The organism is Cellulomonas sp., assembly GCF_965229465.1.
In the GTDB taxonomy this organism is placed as follows: domain Bacteria; phylum Actinomycetota; class Actinomycetes; order Actinomycetales; family Cellulomonadaceae; genus Cellulomonas.
The window spans coordinates 3,890,503-3,906,714 of record NZ_OZ245882.1 but is presented as its reverse complement, the minus strand read 5'-3'; the positions used below and the strand labels follow the sequence as shown (position 1 = coordinate 3,906,714).

16 protein-coding genes and 1 tRNA gene are annotated in these 16,212 nt (G+C 70.5%); 9 read left to right on the top strand and 8 right to left on the bottom strand.

The features are described from left to right. From ACO06A_RS18450 to ACO06A_RS18440, 3 genes are read left to right on the top strand one after another with little or no spacing between them, the layout of a single operon-like run. Entirely contained in the window at positions 1–984 is a 984-nt protein-coding gene (locus tag ACO06A_RS18450; protein WP_421733648.1) for a branched-chain amino acid ABC transporter permease, read from the top strand. Beyond that, entirely contained in the window at positions 974–1,900 is a 927-nt protein-coding gene (locus tag ACO06A_RS18445) for an ABC transporter ATP-binding protein (RefSeq protein WP_421733647.1), read from the top strand. Before ACO06A_RS18450 ends, ACO06A_RS18445 begins: the two co-directional genes overlap by 11 nt. Next, positions 1,897–2,682: an ABC transporter ATP-binding protein gene (locus tag ACO06A_RS18440; protein WP_175349585.1), complete on the top strand. Its 786-nt coding sequence runs from the start codon at positions 1,897–1,899 to the stop codon at positions 2,680–2,682. Before ACO06A_RS18445 ends, ACO06A_RS18440 begins: the two co-directional genes overlap by 4 nt. 141 nt (positions 2,683–2,823) lie before the next feature. Here the strand turns inward: ACO06A_RS18440 and ACO06A_RS18435 are convergent, their stop codons facing one another. Next, positions 2,824–4,125: an ABC transporter substrate-binding protein gene (locus tag ACO06A_RS18435; protein WP_421733646.1), complete on the bottom strand. Its 1,302-nt coding sequence runs from the start codon at positions 4,123–4,125 to the stop codon at positions 2,824–2,826. Between the two features lie 174 nt (positions 4,126–4,299). After that, positions 4,300–4,932, bottom strand: coding sequence for a hypothetical protein (locus tag ACO06A_RS18430; protein ID WP_421733645.1), 633 nt, complete (start codon positions 4,930–4,932; stop codon positions 4,300–4,302). Between the two features lie 59 nt (positions 4,933–4,991). Here ACO06A_RS18430 and ACO06A_RS18425 point away from each other — a divergent pair, with 59 nt between their 5' ends. After that, positions 4,992–5,756 (top strand): endonuclease/exonuclease/phosphatase family protein, encoded by a 765-nt coding sequence (locus ACO06A_RS18425; protein WP_421733644.1) that lies wholly within the window; start codon positions 4,992–4,994, stop codon positions 5,754–5,756. Positions 5,757–5,806: 50 nt separating this feature from the next. On the opposite strand, the gene ACO06A_RS18420 is transcribed toward ACO06A_RS18425, so the two are convergent. Next, a complete protein-coding gene (locus tag ACO06A_RS18420; RefSeq protein ID WP_421733643.1) occupies positions 5,807–6,493 on the bottom strand; it encodes an ANTAR domain-containing response regulator in 687 nt (228 codons plus the stop codon). 103 nt (positions 6,494–6,596) lie between these two features. Here ACO06A_RS18420 and ACO06A_RS18415 point away from each other — a divergent pair. Continuing rightward, positions 6,597–6,670, top strand: a tRNA-Leu gene (locus ACO06A_RS18415). A gap of 424 nt (positions 6,671–7,094) precedes the next feature. Here ACO06A_RS18415 and ACO06A_RS18410 read toward each other — a convergent pair. From ACO06A_RS18410 to ACO06A_RS18400, 3 genes are all read right to left on the bottom strand, one after another. Beyond that, complete coding sequence (locus tag ACO06A_RS18410) at positions 7,095–8,492, bottom strand: hypothetical protein (protein ID WP_421733642.1); 1,398 nt, start codon at positions 8,490–8,492, stop codon at positions 7,095–7,097. 360 nt (positions 8,493–8,852) lie between these two features. Continuing rightward, on the bottom strand, positions 8,853–9,968 hold the full coding sequence (locus tag ACO06A_RS18405; RefSeq protein ID WP_421733641.1) for a hypothetical protein: 1,116 nt from the start codon (positions 9,966–9,968) through the stop codon (positions 8,853–8,855). Continuing rightward, entirely contained in the window at positions 9,965–10,453 is a 489-nt protein-coding gene (locus tag ACO06A_RS18400; RefSeq protein ID WP_421733640.1) for a hypothetical protein, read from the bottom strand. Before ACO06A_RS18400 ends, ACO06A_RS18405 begins: the two co-directional genes overlap by 4 nt. A 621-nt stretch (positions 10,454–11,074) precedes the next feature. Between ACO06A_RS18400 and ACO06A_RS18395 the strand changes: the two genes are divergently transcribed. Together ACO06A_RS18395 and ACO06A_RS18390 are read left to right on the top strand one after the other, a co-directional pair. Continuing rightward, positions 11,075–11,866, top strand: coding sequence for a hypothetical protein (locus tag ACO06A_RS18395; protein ID WP_421733639.1), 792 nt, complete (start codon positions 11,075–11,077; stop codon positions 11,864–11,866). Between the two features lie 5 nt (positions 11,867–11,871). Further along, the gene (locus ACO06A_RS18390; protein ID WP_421733638.1) at positions 11,872–13,251 is read left to right on the top strand and encodes a HAMP domain-containing sensor histidine kinase; all 1,380 of its coding nucleotides are present in this window, start codon (positions 11,872–11,874) and stop codon (positions 13,249–13,251) included. On the opposite strand, the gene ACO06A_RS18385 is transcribed toward ACO06A_RS18390, so the two are convergent. After that, positions 13,227–13,901: a winged helix-turn-helix domain-containing protein gene (locus ACO06A_RS18385; protein ID WP_421733637.1), complete on the bottom strand. Its 675-nt coding sequence runs from the start codon at positions 13,899–13,901 to the stop codon at positions 13,227–13,229. The two genes, ACO06A_RS18390 and ACO06A_RS18385, sit on opposite strands and share 25 nt — an antisense overlap. A gap of 55 nt (positions 13,902–13,956) precedes the next feature. Here ACO06A_RS18385 and ACO06A_RS18380 point away from each other — a divergent pair, with 55 nt between their 5' ends. Together ACO06A_RS18380 and ACO06A_RS18375 are read left to right on the top strand one after the other, a co-directional pair. Next, positions 13,957–14,769, top strand: coding sequence for a hypothetical protein (locus tag ACO06A_RS18380; protein ID WP_421733636.1), 813 nt, complete (start codon positions 13,957–13,959; stop codon positions 14,767–14,769). Further along, positions 14,766–15,425 (top strand): DedA family protein, encoded by a 660-nt coding sequence (locus ACO06A_RS18375; RefSeq protein WP_421733634.1) that lies wholly within the window; start codon positions 14,766–14,768, stop codon positions 15,423–15,425. The genes ACO06A_RS18380 and ACO06A_RS18375 overlap by 4 nt, the downstream gene beginning before the upstream one ends. 29 nt (positions 15,426–15,454) lie before the next feature. Here the strand turns inward: ACO06A_RS18375 and ACO06A_RS18370 are convergent, their stop codons facing one another. After that, positions 15,455–16,210, bottom strand: coding sequence for an ABC transporter permease (locus tag ACO06A_RS18370; protein WP_421733633.1), 756 nt, complete (start codon positions 16,208–16,210; stop codon positions 15,455–15,457). Positions 16,211–16,212 lie beyond the last annotated feature (2 nt).

Sequence of the window (16,212 nt, the reverse complement as noted above, 5' to 3'; positions counted from 1 at the left end):
ATGAACTGGTCGGACCTGCTGTCCCTCACTGCGGGCGAGCTGATCGCCCCCACCACCGCGGCGTACGCGCTCGCGGCCATCGGCCTGAACATCCACTTCGGCTTCACCGGGCTGCTCAACATGGGGCAGGCGGGCTTCATGCTCGTCGGCGCCTACGGGTTCGCCGCCACGGCCCAGGCCGGCCAGGGCTTCCCGCTCTCCGCGCTCGTCGGGGTGGCCTGCTCGGTCGTCTTCGCGCTCATCCTCGGCATACCGACCCTGAAGCTGCGCGGCGACTACCTGGCGATCGTCACCATCTCCGCCGCGGAGATCGTCCGGCTCATCGGCCGGTCGTCGGTGCTCTCCGACATCACCAACGGCGCCGCCGGCATCCCCGCCAGCAGGTTCAACAAGGACTTCCTCGGCCTGTCGCTGCTGCCGGACGGCAGGACCGTCCTCGGGCCGTTCTCGTACGCCAACAACGTCGGCGACGGCTGGTGGACGCGCATCGTCGCGTGGGCGGCCGTCCTGCTCGCCGTGCTGCTGGTCTGGCGCCTGATGTCCAGCCCCTGGGGCCGGGTGCTCAAGGGCATCCGTGAGGACGAGGACGCCGTGCGCTCGCTCGGCAAGAGCGTGTACGGCTACAAGATGCAGGCCCTCGTGCTCGGTGGCGCGATGGCCGGCTTCGCGGGCGTCCTGTTCGTGATGCCCGCCAGCGTCCAGCCCGACGCGATGGGCCGGTCGATGACCTTCTTCATCTGGACGATCCTGCTCCTCGGTGGCGCCGCCACCCTGTGGGGTCCCGTGATCGGATCGATGATCTTCTTCGTCGCGCTCATGTTCATCAAGACGGTGATGCGCGACGTGCTGCCGTCCGTCCTGCGGCCCGAGCAGCTCGAGCCGCTCGCGGGCATCCTGGTGGGCATCACGCTGATGCTCCTGGTGATCTTCCGGCCGCAGGGCATCTTCGGTGACAAGAAGGAGCTGATGCTCGATGTCCGCTGAGCTGTCCTCCCCCACACCGCTCGCGCAGACGGCGGCGCAGGCGCTCGCGGGCGTCTCTCCCGAGCCCGGCGTCGCCAAGCCGGACCCGATCATCGTCGCCGACGACGTCGTGCGCCGGTTCGGCGGGATGACCGCGGTCGACGTCCGTCACCTCGAGGTGCAGCGCGGCGCGATCACCGCGCTGATCGGCCCCAACGGTGCCGGCAAGACGACCCTGTTCAACCTGCTCACCGGATTCGACAAGCCGAACTCCGGCAACTGGGAGTTCAACGGTCGCAAGCTCAACGGCGTCTCGGCGGGCCGGGTCGCCCGCGCCGGCATGGTGCGGACGTTCCAGCTGACCAAGGCGCTCTCGCGGCTCACCGTGCTGCAGAACATGCAGCTCGGCGCCACCAAGCAGCCCGGCGAGGGCTTCTTCACCTCCCTGGTCAAACCGCTCTGGGCGGCCCGCGAGCAGGAGATCACCACCCAGGCCGAGGAGCTGCTGGTCCGGTTCAAGCTCGACGCCAAGAGCGAGGACTTCGCCGGGTCGCTGTCCGGGGGCCAGCGCAAGCTCCTGGAGATGGCCCGCGCGCTCATGGCGAAGCCCGAGCTGGTGATGCTCGACGAGCCGATGGCCGGCGTGAACCCCGCGCTGACCCAGTCGCTGCTCGGGCACATCCAGACCGTCCGCGACGAGGGCACCACGGTGCTGTTCGTCGAGCACGACATGCAGATGGTCCGCCGCATCGCCGACTGGGTGGTGGTCATGGCCGAGGGCAAGATCGTCGCGGAGGGACCACCGTCCGCCGTCATGGAGAACCCCGCCGTCGTCGACGCGTACCTCGGCGCCCACCACGACACCGACCTCGGCGACGAGAGCGTCATGGCCGAAGGCGTGCTCGAACAGCTCGAGGCCGAGGAGGCCACGGAATGACCGTCACCGAGTCCGCCGCCGCACCGTCCCCCGTGGACCGCGGCGAGCCGCTGCTGCGCGCCGACGAGCTGGTCGCCGGCTACATCCCCGGGGTGAACATCCTCAACGGGTGCAACCTCGACCTGTATCCGGGCGAGCTGGTCGGCATCATCGGCCCCAACGGCGCCGGCAAGTCGACCCTGCTCAAGGCGATCTTCGGCCTGGTGCACGTGCGCACCGGGTCGGTGACGCTGGGCGGCGAGGACATCACCAACCTCAAGGCGAACGACCTGGTCGCCCGCGGGGTCGGGTGCGTCCCGCAGAACAACAACGTCTTCCCGTCCCTCTCGGTCGAGGAGAACCTCCAGATGGGGGGGTTCCTCAAGCCCGGGAAGTTCGCGGAGCGGCTCGACTTCATCATCGACCTGTTCCCGAACCTCAAGGACCGCCGCGGTCAGCGCGCCGGTTCGCTGTCCGGCGGCGAGCGTCAGATGGTGGCGATGGGTCGCGCGCTCATGATGGACCCGAAGGTGCTGCTCCTCGACGAGCCCTCCGCCGGCCTGTCCCCCGTGCGGCAGGACGAGACGTTCATCCGCACCCGCAAGATCAACCGCGCGGGCGTCTCGATCATCATCGTCGAGCAGAACGCCCGGCGCGCCCTCCAGATCTGCGACCGCGGCTACGTGCTTGACCAGGGGCGCAACGCGTACACCGCCACCGGGCGCGAGCTCATGCACGACCCCAAGGTGGTGGAGCTGTACCTCGGCACGCTGGCGGCGGACGAGATCGCCCCCGACGCCTGACCGCACGCACGACGAGGCCCGGCCGGAGAGCATCCCGGCCGGGCCTTCTCGTGCCCCTGTGCCTTGTGGGGAAGGAACGACAGAGGCCCGGCAGGGGATCGCTCCCCTGCCGGGCCTCGCGTCATGCGGGGCTGACTGTCGTCAGCTGCCCTTGACTTCGCCGAACTCCGCCTTCTGCCACACGGGCACGTTCTCGGCGTCGTACTTGTAGATGCCGACGTACGCCGACGACGGGTCGTTGTTGTCGTTGAACGGGCCGACGCCGGAGACAGCCTGGTAGGTGATCTCCTTGCCGTCCTTCAGCAGCTCGACGCAGTCCGCGAACGTCGCGCACTCTTCGCCGTCCGTGGTGCCCGAGACGGCAGCCATGTTGGCCTGCACCGTCGGGCCGTCGTTCTGACCGCCCTTGACCGCCGCGAGGGCCGCCAGGATGGTCGCGTCGTAGGACTCGGGACCGTAGTTGAAGTCCTTCAGGTCCGGGTTGACCTCGAGCAGGCGAGCCTTGAAGTCGTCGGTCGGGTTGGCGCCCGGGTTGGTGCCCTGCGCGCCCTCCATCGTGCCCGGGTCGAAGAAGAACTTGGAGCTGTCGGCCGGGTCCTGCTTGAAGCTGGCCACGTTGCCGTCGACGAGGTACACGTTCGACATGTCGTAGCCGGCCTGGACCAGCTGAGGAACGATGACGCGGACCTCGTCGAACGTGATGATCACGATCGCGTCGGGGTTCGTGGCGACGACCTCGCCGACCTCGGTGGAGTAGTCCTGGAGCTCCGGCGGGAAGTCCTGACCTGCGTCCTCGGCACCGTAGGTCACGGTGACGCCCGCAGGCTCCAGGTTCTTCTGGACGAAGCCGCGCAGGCCCGTGCCGTACGGGTCGTCGAAGACGAGGATCCCGACGTTCTTGTGCCCGTCCGCGATGATCTGCGTGGCGAGCGCCTGGCCCTGGACCTCGTCCGGCGGGGCGGTGCGGAAGTAGTACGGGCTGATGCCGGACAGGTCCGCCGCCGTGTTGGCGGGCGAGATCTGCACGATCTCGGCGTCCGTGATCGGGCCGACGACACCGAGCGACAGGCCGGAGGACGCGGCGCCGATGATGACGTGCACGCCTTCCTCGATGAGCGCCTTGGCGGACGGGGTGCCGATGGTCGCGAGGTCGGACGTGGGGCCCGAGTCCTTGTGCGAGACGGTCACGGGGACACCGTTGACGCCACCGGCGTCGTTGATGTCCTTGATGGCCAGGTCGACGCCGGCGATCTCGGGCGGGCCGAGGTACGCGAGGTTGCCCGTGACGGGGAGCAGGGAGCCGATCTTGAGCGGGCCCGAAGCGGTGGGCGCTGCGGAGCTCTCGCCGTCGGCCGGCTCGTCCGAGCCGCTGCACGCGGTCAGGGCGAGGGCGACAGCGCCGGCCAAGGCGGCGGCGCGGACTACGTGGGTCGAACGAATCATGCCTGGTACCCCTCTGTGAGTACTGCGATCCACTGGAACCCGGTAGGGATCCAGCAGGTGTGGCGCGAAGGTACTCATTGTTTGTGTCCGCGATGTGAATCTGGGCGTCTCACGGCGGGTTGTTGCCGAGTTGTGACCAACCAGTAACAAGGCGACCTGGACGCGTGACCGACCTCAGGACGTCGGTGCGGCAGCCCCGGGCGACACGTCCGCCGAGGTCGGGGACGTGGCGGCGTCGGTGATCCCGAGCTCATCGGCGAGGAAGAGGAACGCCCGCGCGTACGGGTGCCCGACCACGTCCTCGCGGATCCGCGGCCAGTCGAGCTGCTCGCGCAGCGCCCGCACGATCGCCAGCAGCCGGCCGAAGTCGCACGCGTGCTCCCCCAGCACCCGCATCTTCGCCGAGACGATGTCGGTGGCCTGGAGCACGGGCATCCGCACCGCCAGCACCTCCAGCACGTCGCTGCGGTCGAGGAGCTCGCGGGTGATCGGCTCCCCGACCATCCGGAAGAGGATGTCCACCAGCTGGCCGTGGTGAAACGCCTTGAACAGCCAGTTCTCCGCGGGCTGCTCGACGACGAGCCCCGCCGCCGCGATCGCCTCCTTGGCGCGGTCCACGTCCTCGGGCGTGACCGCGAAGTCGGCGTCGTGGCTCGGCTCCGGGGCGCCCCTGGCCCACGCCGCGTACCCGCCGACGAGGGCGAACGGGATGTGCGCGTCCATCAGCGCCACCGCGACGAGCCGCAGCCCGTCCTGGAGAGCGGTGCGGTCGTCGGGCGGATCGACCAGGGCGCCTTGCTGGTTCATGGAACGACTGTCTACACGTCGACGCGCGGGCTCGCAGGTCGGCCAGGACAATCACCAGGGTGCGCCTGGCCACCTTCAACATCCTGCACGGACGCTCTCTCGTCGACGGCGAGGTCCACGTCGGCAGGTTCGGCGACGCCGTGCGCGACCTCGACGCCGACGTGCTCGCGCTCCAGGAGGTCGACCGTGACCAGCCGCGGTCGCACGGCGCCGACCTGACGGTCGTGGCCGCGGAGGCGATGGGCGCGCCCGAGCACCGCTTCGTGGCCACCCTGCACGGGGAGCCCGGGCTGTGGACCGCCGCGACGGGCGACCATCAGCCGGCCGTCGCGAGCTACGGGATCGCGCTGCTCAGCCGGCACCCGGTGCGGTCCTGGCACGTGCTCCAGCTCCCCGTCCTGCGCCGCCGCACCCCGGTCCGCTGGCCGGACGCGCGCTGGCCCACGCTCGTGCGCGACGAGCCCCGGGCGGCCCTCGTCGCCGTCGTCGAGCACCCGACGGGCCTGATCACCGTCGTCGACACCCACCTCACCTACATCCCCGGGTGGAACCGCCGGCAGCTGCGCCAGCTCGTCGGGCTCCTGCGGGCGTACCCCCGACCGCTGGTGCTGATGGGCGACCTGAACATGGAGGCGGACGCCGCGGCGAAGACGTCCGGGCTCCGCTCACTGGCCGCGGCCCCCACGTTCCCGGTCGCGCAGCCGGCCCGGCAGCTCGACCACATCCTCGGCGACGGGCCGATCACGCCCAGCGCCCCCGCCCGAGCGGTCGACACGGGGCTCTCGGACCACCGCGCGCTCGTCATCGACGCGACCCGTCGCTGAACGACGAAGGCCGGCCGGCTGAGCTCCGGCCGGCCCGCGTCACGCTCGCGTCAGGAGGACGCGCCACCCACCTGCTCGATGACCGCGTCGGCCACCTCACGCATGGTGAGCCGACGGTCCATCGACGTCTTCTGGATCCACCGGAACGACTCCGGCTCGGTCAGGCCCATCTTGGTCATCAGCAGACCCTTGGCGCGGTCCACGCGCTTGCGCGTCTCGAACCGCTCCGCCAGGTCCGCGACCTCCGACTCCAGGGCGCTGATCTGCGCGTACCGCGAGATCGCGATCTCCACCGCGGGCAGCAGGTCCGCCGGGCTGAAGGGCTTGATCACGTAAGCCATGGCGCCGGCGTCGCGCGCCCGCTCCACCAGCTCCTTCTGCGAGAACGCGGTGAGGAGCACGACGGGGGCCAGGTGCGCCTTGCCGATCCGCTCCGCCGCCGAGATGCCGTCGAGGACGGGCATCTTCACGTCCATCACGACGACATCAGGCTTGAGCTCGGTGACCAGCTGCACCGCCTGCTCGCCGTCGCCGGCCTCGCCGACCACGTCGAACCCCGCGTCCCGCAGCGTCTCGACGACGTCCATGCGGATCAGCGCCTCGTCCTCCGCGACGACCGCGCGACGTGCCGGGCGGCCCGGGGCCGGTGCCGTCGGCTCACCCGTCGGAGCGGGAGTGCTCAGGTCGAGGGCGTCAGGGGCCGCCTCGGTGGGGTCGGGGGTCGCGTCGGTGCTCACGTGCACAGAGTAGTGGTCGGTACCGCGTACTTCGCAGCCGTTGTACCTGTGAGGCAGCCCACGGGGCGTCGTGCGCTCCCCCGCCCGGCTATCCTGCTGCACGGCCCCGATAGCCCAACCGGCAGAGGCGTTCGGCTCAAACCCGATCCAGTGTGGGTTCGAATCCCACTCGGGGCACCCTCGCGCGCCGTAAAATCGCAGGTCAGGGCCCACTTCGGCCCACAACCGCGAGTTCGCGCGAGGACAGACGGGGGCATTTGTGGGGGCAGCCTCGAATGAACTCGCAGGTCAGGCGCTAAATCCGGGTGGGATCGCCACCCACCGCGGTCGCCGAGCCTTCCGGCGCTTGCGGCATGAGCCCGGCAGCGCGCCGACGCCCACGTGGCGAGGGGGCCGTCGTCTCGTACGAGTCGGCCGACGGCATGCGTTACCGGATACAGGGGAACGAGCCACGGGACCCCGATGACTCCGCGGGTCCGACGGAGCCGCGCTCCTACGCAGGGCTTCGTGGCGAAGGTCGCGGCGGTCCGTCGATCGCCCGTGACACGTCACCATCCCGTGGCTGGCATCGACCACGGCGAGTCCATCGCGCGCTCTCGGCTCAGTCCCACCAGACGGTCCACGGACCGCCCGGCTCTTGCGGGGCGCGGAGCTCGTCCGGGGGCGCTGCGGCGTCGTCGATGCCGAGGTCGAGCACCCGCTGCCACGCCTCGTCGACCTGACCAGGCGTCAGGCGCTTCAAGATCGGGTCGTCCTGGAGGTGCAGCCCGTCGACCGTCACTCGCTCGTCCTCGCGTCCCGGCCCCACCGCGTGCCCTGTCAGCAGCACCACCCCCGGGTGCACCACGGCAGCGCTCAACGCGGTGCGCAGCGTCGGACCTGGACCAAGCCGCGCATCGAGCACCGCAGGCCCCAACCGGTGCAGCAACGCCGCTGCCGCACGCGCGCCGAGCCCCTCGAACTGGACCAGCTCACCGCCCGGCCCGACCGCTACCGGCATCACCAGCTCGGGCACATGCGCGTCGAGCGTGAACCCGACCGGCCCGAACAACCCGCTGACCCGGCCGCCCGCGCGGGCGGCGTCGGCCTCTGCCTGCCAGAACGTCCGCACCCCCTCGGCAGTGGCCGGAACCACCGGCTGGTCGACCGGTTCCCTGTCGCCCCGGTCGACCGGGGTCGGCAGCAGCGGCGACAACACGGTAAGCAGCTGCCACATCGTCTCGTCCGGCACGATCGACGGGTCGTCGCCCAACGTCACCCACACCCGGCCGCCCGACAGCGTCGCCACCCGAGCGCCCGGCAACGCCGCCAACGGCTCCACGCCGCCGAGGCGTTCCAGGTGCAACGGTGACAGCAAGGTTCCCCAGCCGTAGCCCCAGAGATTGGGTGGCACCCCGCCGAAGCCCTCGTCGGGGCTCTCGCCGCGGTACTCCATCGCACTCATGCCGTCCGACGCCCGGACCCGGTCCAGAATCGAGTACCCGGTGAACGCGCCCAGTCGCTCGGCGCTGCGCTCGACCCACGCGTTCAGCGGGCCCGTGAACCACGGCAGGTCCTCACCCGAGCTGTACATCGCCCACCGGTGCACCGACAGGCCCACGAGGGTCCTGGCGCCACCCGGGCCGTCGTCGGGGTCCGGGAAGCTCACGCTCAGCTCGGCCACCGTGTGCTTCGGGTTGGTCGGGTAGGCCGCGAGGGGCGTGCAGATGCCTTCGATGTCGATCTTCGTGGGCAGCCCGGTCTTCGTCGAGATGAAGTCCCAGTCAACCCCGTGCCTGCGGATCGTGGAGACGGGGACGTTCCAGCGCTCGCCGGCAACCCAGACGTACGTCGTCCACGTCGTGTCGACTCCGATCCACGACCTGGCCAGCTCCACCGCCGACCGCAGCACCTCGACGACCACCTCACGCTCGACGCACCCGGGCGTCGACAGCCCGCCGAACAGTGTCGGGAGCAGGTCCCCGTCCGGCATCTGCCACGGTGGCCGCTCGGTGCTCATCCAGTGCCCTCCCGGCGGATCGCTGCAGACGTCATGCTGCGAGCACCCATCCTGCACGAACGGCAGCGGCACCCGCACCGAGCGTGAGCGGGTCGTCGAGGATTCCGAGGCCCCCGGTCACGACGAGCCGCCTGGCCCGCAGGGACGGCGTCCGCCACGAGCTCGGCCTCCGTGCCGAGCTCGCCCAGCAGTGCACCCCACTCCCCACCGACCCCGGTGAACACGAGCGACGCCCCGTTCCTCGAGCACCGCCGGCAGCCGGTGACCTCCGTGAGTTCTCCGCGCGGGTCGGCGCGCGTGAGCGTGGCGAAGGTCAGGGTGCCTCCTGCGAGGTCGGTTCCGCGCGGTTTGCGGCGACAGTCAGTCGAACGCCGACTCGAGGGCCCGACGGGCCGCGACCCGGACGCTGGCGCGTCCGGGCCCGGGGAGCCAGTCGGCGACGGACCCGAACCGCAGCACCGAGCGACCACCCGGAAGCCGGACCTCCTCGGCGCCGGGCACCTCGGGGCCGAGGCGCGCGCGCCTCTCGGCGTTGAGGATCTGCCACGGGAAGGCGCCGGGGACCTGATCCTCGCGAAGGGGCATGAGCGCGCTGTTGCGCGGCAGCTCCCCGACATTCGTGGGTGCGTCGTTGTACCCAATGAGGCCCTCCGACGCTGTCCCGCGCCCGAGACGCACATCCGTAGCCGCCCAGGTCAGGCGGTCGGCCACGGACTCGAGTCCGTCCGTCAGTGCCGCGACCGCCGCAAGCCCGCGCGCGGACTGGTCGTCCGGGCACCACGTCGCCGCCAGCTGGGGCCGCAGGATCGCCACGAGCCGCACGTAGCGCACCCCGTCGGAGCTTCGACCCAGCAGCTCGAGACCACCACCGGCCGCGAGGAGGCCCGCTACCGCACGAGGGAGCTCGTCACTGGAGACGTCGAGGGCGCACGGGCCGCCGGTCCCCGTGACGGCGACGAGCGGGGACGCGTCACCGTCACGGGTGAGCCACTCGAGCCCCACGTCGAGCAGCGGCGCCCACGCCTCGGCCCGCGCAGCCCCCCGCGGGTCGGACCAGTCCCGCACGCCGAACGCGACCACTCCCATCGCCAGACCAGGTGTGCTAGCCAGCTGGAGGAACGGGGAGTAGTCCACCTTCGCCGGGAGCCCGACCTGCGCGTCCCCGACGCCCGCCTCAACGAGGGCACCCACGACGACGTCGAGCAGGTTCGCCCGCTCGCGCCGCGGCATCCCCGACGTGTCCAGCGACCACAGCAACCCGCCCGGCACAGGCACCGGCCGACCAACGAAGGACGGTCCGCGCCCTTCGCCCGTCCCCACGTCACTCGCGTTCAGCTCGACGAGCCGGTCGTACGCGAGCATGATTCCCCGCTCCGCCGCGGCGGCCTCCAGCGACGCGACGAACAGCGTCAGGGCACCCTCGGCCAGGACGCGCGAGCGCACACCCCGGGCGACGGTCACCCCACCGGTCGTCACGGCACCACGACCGGCATGCCCGGCGTCACCGGCACCGGGATCGGGAACGGGAACGGCACACCCAGCTGGCGGCCGAGCTCCTCCTGGTTGTACTTGAGGTTGGCCTTGAGGCGCACGTTGCGGTCCACCTTGTCCTCGGTGTCGAACCACACGGCGCCGACGGGATTCTCGCCGCCCCACACGACCACACGGTCGGGTGAGAAGTCGAACATCCCGGAGTAGACCACGAACATGTCCGCCCATCCGACGAGCTCGGCCGAGGCCGTGGCTGCGACCCCGAGACCGGCGGCCCCGGAGACGTAGCCGTTGAGCTGGTTGCTGACGGCCGCGACGTTCGTCCCGTTCGCCCAGCGTTTGACCTCGAAGATCTGGCTCTCGTCGACCATGATGTCGATCCGCCACGGACTCCCGCCCGGTGCGACCTCCCAGTCCATCGAGTCGGCGACCGAGAGGTTGCCGTTGAGGTACCTCTGGGCCCAGGTCATCCTCGACCAGTTCAGATGCCGGATCGTGAAGGTCTGAGCGGCGCGCTCGGGGCGGTGCGTCGTCCAGTAGGTCGTCCACGCGCTGTTGGCGAGGAAGAAATCCTTGCCGATCGCATTCGGCAGCGCCAGGTAGCCCCGCGTGCGCAGAGAGACACCCCTCGGGCCTGGGATTTCATGGGGACAAGGGGATGCCCCAAGGGGACATGGGGAGACGTCATTGCAGGTCAAACGGCCAACCCGAGTGGGATCTGGGCCCATAAGGCGTTCCCCCTGGGTCACGAACTGGTGATCCATCGCCCCGGCGGACTTGGCGGGCGACCTCGTGCCGAACCAACGCTGCGGCGGCGTTCCGCCGTGGCTGGCGCGGGCCGCGGCTGCCGCGGCAGGAACACGATGACGAAGTCTGGGGATGTCGGCGAGCATCCGCATGCGGCTGCAGCCGGTCTGCTTGGTCCGACTCCGGTTAACCCGACAGGTATGCCTCGACTCAACAACGTCCCCCTCGTTCGTCGTCCCCCTCGTTCGTCGTCCCCCTCGTTCGTCGTCCCCCGCTCGTCCTGACCCTCCGGTCCGGTCCGGTACTCAGGGAATCCGAAGGTTCACACGGTCACCGTGCTCCCCATGACGACGAGCGAACCCATTGCCGTACGTTCCCCCGATGCGATCGCGCGAGCCGCCAGCCGGGTCCCCGAGGTCGCGGCGATCTTCTGGCTCACCAAGGCGCTCACGACGGCGATGGGCGAGTCCGCGTCCGACTTCCTGGTGCGGGCGATGCCGCCGGAGGTCGCGGTGCTGCTCGGGGCCGTCGCGTTCGCGGTGGCTCTGACGATCCAGCTCCGCGCGCGTCGGTACGTCGTCTGGAGGTACTGGTTCGCGGTGTCGATGGTGGGGGTCTTCGGCACGATGGCCGCCGACGTCGTGCACGTCGGCCTCGGGGTCCCGTACGCCGTGTCGACGACGTTCTTCGCAGCGGCCCTCGCGGCGGTCTTCGTCCTGTGGTCAGCCACCGAGAAGACCCTGTCGATCCACAGCATCCGCAGCCGCCGCCGCGAGCTCTTCTACTGGGCGGCCATCATGACCACGTTCGCCCTCGGGACCGCCGCCGGCGACCTGCTCGCGGTGACCTTCCACCTCGGCTACCTGGCCGCCGGGCTCGTGTTCGGCGCGATCCTGCTGATCCCCGCGGTCGGCTACCGGTGGTTCGGCATGAGCGGCGTCCTCGCGTTCTGGTTCGCCTACGTGATGACCCGACCCGTCGGGGCCTCGTTCGCCGACTGGCTCGGCGTTCCCGCCGAGCGCGGTGGCCTGGGGCTCGGATCCGGGCGTGTGGCCCTCGCCCTGAGCCTGGCGATCGTCGTGCTCGTGATGAGGATGACCGTCGAGCAGCGGACGGAGCGTCGGCCGTTAGCGTGACCGGCATGGTCCAGCACCTGCGCACCGTCCGCGCACGCTCCTCGCTCGTGGCGATGGCCGCTGTAGCGCTGGCACTCGTGCTGGCCTGCCTCGGTCTGCTCGTCGTGCTGCACGCGTCGATCGCGCGCAACGCGCTCGCCGCGGCGACCACCCGGGCTCACGACGTCGCGACCGAGCTCACGACCGACGGGGCCGTGACCGACGGCCTCAACCTCGAGCCTGGACCGGGCGACGACGCCTACATCCAGCTGGTCGGCTCGGGCACGGTGGTCGCGGCCAGTCCGGAGGTCGCCGGGTATCCGCCGCTGACGACAGGACCCGCTGGCACCGACGGCCCAGAGCAGGTGTCCAGTGCCGAGATCCCCGGACCCGGCGAGGGCCCCTACGTCACGGTCGCGCTCGGTGTCGAGGGCGTCAGCGGGGTCGACACCGTGATCGTGCGGCAGTCCTACGCCGACGGCAACGAGACCGTGACCGATGCCGCGCAGGCCATGCTCGTCATCGTCCCGCTCCTCGTCATCGTCGTCGGCCTGGTCACCTACCTGCTCACCGGACGTGCCCTTCGCCCGGTCGAGCAGATCCGCGCACGCACCGCCCAGATCGGCGAGGCGGACCTGGACACCCGGATCGACGTCCCCGCGACCGGCGACGAGATCGCCCGGCTGGCCGTCACGCTCAACGAGATGCTCGACCGGTTGCACGCCGCACAACAGGCCCGGGTCAGGTTCGTCGCCGATGCGAGCCACGAGCTGCGCAGCCCTCTGGCCGCGGCCCGTGCCGAGCTCGACGTGGCCGCCCGGGACCCCGACCATGCGGACTGGCAGGCCACCGCCCGCGTGCTCCGCACCTCGAACGAACGGATGCAGCAGCTCGTCGACGACTTGCTGGTCCTGACCCGAACCGCCGAGGGCGGTGCACCGAGGAGCGTCGACGACGTCGACCTCGACGATGTCGTCGAACGCGTGGGGTTCGCGCTTCGTCCGCCCGAGGGGGTCTCGGTGGAGGTGTCCACGGAGCCTGTCCGGGTTCATGGGAGTCTCGACGAGCTCGTGCGCGCGGTGCAGAACCTGGCCGACAACGCGGTCCGGCACGCGCACGGTCGCGTCCGGCTGTCCGTCCGTGGCGCAGACGGGCGCGCCCAAGTCGAGGTGGCCGACGACGGCGACGGCATCGACGTCGAGGACCGCGACCTCGTCTTCGACCGGTTCGTCCGGCTCGACGAGGGCCGCGCTCGGTCCGCAGGAGGCTCGGGTCTGGGGCTCGCCATCGTGCGCGGGATAGTCGAGTCCCACGGCGGCACCGTGCGCGTCGTCGGGTCCGACCTGGGCGGCGCCGCGTTCGTCGTCGAGCTTCCCAGGACTCAGTCCTCGGCGACGACCCGGTAGCCCATCCCCCGCACCGTCGTGATCGACCGTCGACCGAACGGGGTGTCAACCTTCCGGCGCAGGTAGCTGATGTACACCTCGACGACGTTCGGGTCCCCCTCGAACGCCGAGTCCCAGACGTTGTTCAGGATCTCCGACTTCGTCACGACGTCGCCGCCGCGACGCATCAGGAGCTCGAGCACGCCGTACTCGCGCGGCGTGAGCGTGATCTCGCTCCCCCCTCGATCGACGCGGCGGCGCGCGGGCTCGAGTCGCAGGTCGCCGATCGACAGGACCACGGGCCGCTCGGGGGCACCGCGCCGCACCAGGGCACGCAGCCGGGCCAGGAGGATGTCGAACGAGAAGGGCTTGGCGAGGAAGTCGTCGGCACCTCGGTCGAACACCCCGATCTCGACCTCGTTCCCCTCGCGTGCCGTCAGCACGAGCACCGGAGTCCACACGCCGCGCTCGCGCAGGCCGACCAGGACGTCACGACCACTGATTCCCGGCAGCATCAGGTCCAGCACGATCGCGTCGTACTGGTTCTCGGTCGCCGCCCACAGTCCGTCGACGCCGTCGGCCATCACGTCGACGGCCATCCCCTCGCCCTCGAGCCCGCGCCGCAGGGCACCGGCGATCGCCGGTTCGTCCTCGACGATCAGCACCTTCACCTGTCAGCACCCGCTTTCAGGGGATCCTCAGCATCGGTCCGTGAGCCTACGTCCCATGACATCGAACACCTCGACAGCCCAGGGCACGGCGCGACGCGTGCTGAACAAGGTTCCGGAGATCACCGTCTTCTTCTGGGTGATCAAGGTGCTGGCCACGACGGTCGGCGAGACGTTCGCCGACTATCTGACCGAGACGGTCGGCATGACCCTGGGCGTGGCGAGCCTCGTCGTGGGTGCCCTCCTCGTGATCACGCTCGCCGGGCAGTTCCGCGCGTCCCGCTACGTCGCACCCCTGTACTGGCTTGCCGTCGTCCTGATCAGCGTCGTCGGAACCCTGATCACCGACAACCTCGTCGACAACTACGGCGTGCCGCTGTGGGTCACGACCGTCGTCTTCGCTCTCGCCCTCGCCGTCACGTTCGCGGTCTGGTACCGCCTCGAGCACACCCTCTCGATCCACTCGATTACCAGCACCCGCCGCGAGGCCTTCTACTGGCTCGCGATCCTGTTCACCTTCGCGCTCGGGACGGCAGCCGGCGACCTGCTCGCCGAGGGTCTCGGCCTGGGCTATCCCGCCTCGGTCGCGCTCTTCGCCGCCGCCATCGGTGTCGTCGCGCTGGCCCACTACCGCTTCGCGCTCGGTGCCGTCCTCTCGTTCTGGGCGGCGTACATCCTCACCCGCCCGCTCGGCGCCTCCATCGGCGACCTGCTCTCGCAGCCGACCGCCGACGGAGGGCTCGGGCTGGGCACCACGGTGACGAGCCTGATCTTCCTCGCGGCGATCGCGGTCATCGTGATCTACCTCTCGATCACCAAGCGCGACGTCGAGACCGCACAGCCCGACCAGATCCCGGGGGCCACCGCGTGACGGGGTACGCGCTAGTCGCCGGGACCGACCCGTCGACCCTGACGGGCGTCGCGGGATGGGCCGTCAACCTGATGGCGACGCTTGGCGTCGCAGGGGCGGCGATCGCCATCGCACTCGAGAACGTGTTCCCGCCGCTGCCCAGCGAGGTGATCCTTCCGCTCGCCGGGTTCACCGCGAGCCAAGGCACCTTCGGTCTGGTCGAGGCGATCGTCTGGACGACCGCCGGATCGGTCGCGGGCGCGATGATCCTGTACCTGCTGGGTGCCCTGATCGGTCGCGACCGCACCCGCAGGCTCATGGGTCGGATCCCCCTGGTCAAGCTCTCCGACATCGACCGCTCCGAGGAGTTCTTCACCAGGCACGGCCGTGCCGCCGTCTTCTTCGGCCGGATGGTCCCCGTCTTCCGGAGCCTGATCTCCATCCCCGCCGGCGTGGAACGGATGGCGATCAGCACCTTTCTGCTGCTCACCGCCGCAGGGAGCGCAATCTGGAACACGATCTTCGTGTGCGCGGGCTACCTGCTGGGCGAGAACTGGGACGCGGTCCAGAACTACGCCGGGATCTTCCAGTGGATCGTCATCGCGATCGTCGTCGCGGCCGTCGGATGGTTCGTGACCTCCCGACTCCGTACCCGGTCCCATGTCGCCGACTCGTGAGCGACGCAGATCGAGGTGCGGTGGATCATTCAGGCTCGGTCCGCACCAGGCCGCTTGGCCCCGACGCGTCCAGCCAGCAGACTCGCCGTGACGACCGCAGCGACGGACTCGGCAGCGAGCAAGCCGACGAGCACGAGCAGCTGGACCTGAGCCGCCTCCGCCGGGGATGCGCCGCCCAGTAGCAGGCCGACGAACGCACCCGGCAACACCACGATGCCGGCGTTCCGGGTCTGGTCGAGGGCCGGGACGAGGGAACGGGCGACGGCACGCCTCGCCTGGACCGCGACAGCGGCACGAGGGGTCGCCCCGAGGGCAAGCCAGCCTTCGACGATGCCCCACTCAGCGGTCACGTCGTCCCTGAGCCGGCCTCCCGTCAGGCTGGCTGCCGTCATCGCGCCACCGATGATCTGAGCGGAGAAGGGGACGACCGTCTCGGCCCGCGTCGGCAACGCTCCGCTGGCCAGGACTGGCACGATCGCCGCCGTCGCACCTGCGCAGATCGCCAGAAGGAGCGGAGCGAACGACGTAGGACCCAACCCGATCCGACGCATCGACGTCCAGGTCGCCGCGCCGAGCATCAGTGCCAGGTAGAGCGCGGTCGCGCCGGGATGCCGGAACACCCAGCCGATCAGAAGTGCGACGACTGTCAGCTGCACCGCCGCTCGGGCGACCGCGACGACTGCGTCGCGACGCACATCGACACGGGCCAGGGTCAGCGTCGCCAGAGTGATCGCGAGCAGCGCGCTCAACGCGATAGCCAGCTGCCCCACGGGCGCGGCGGTCAACG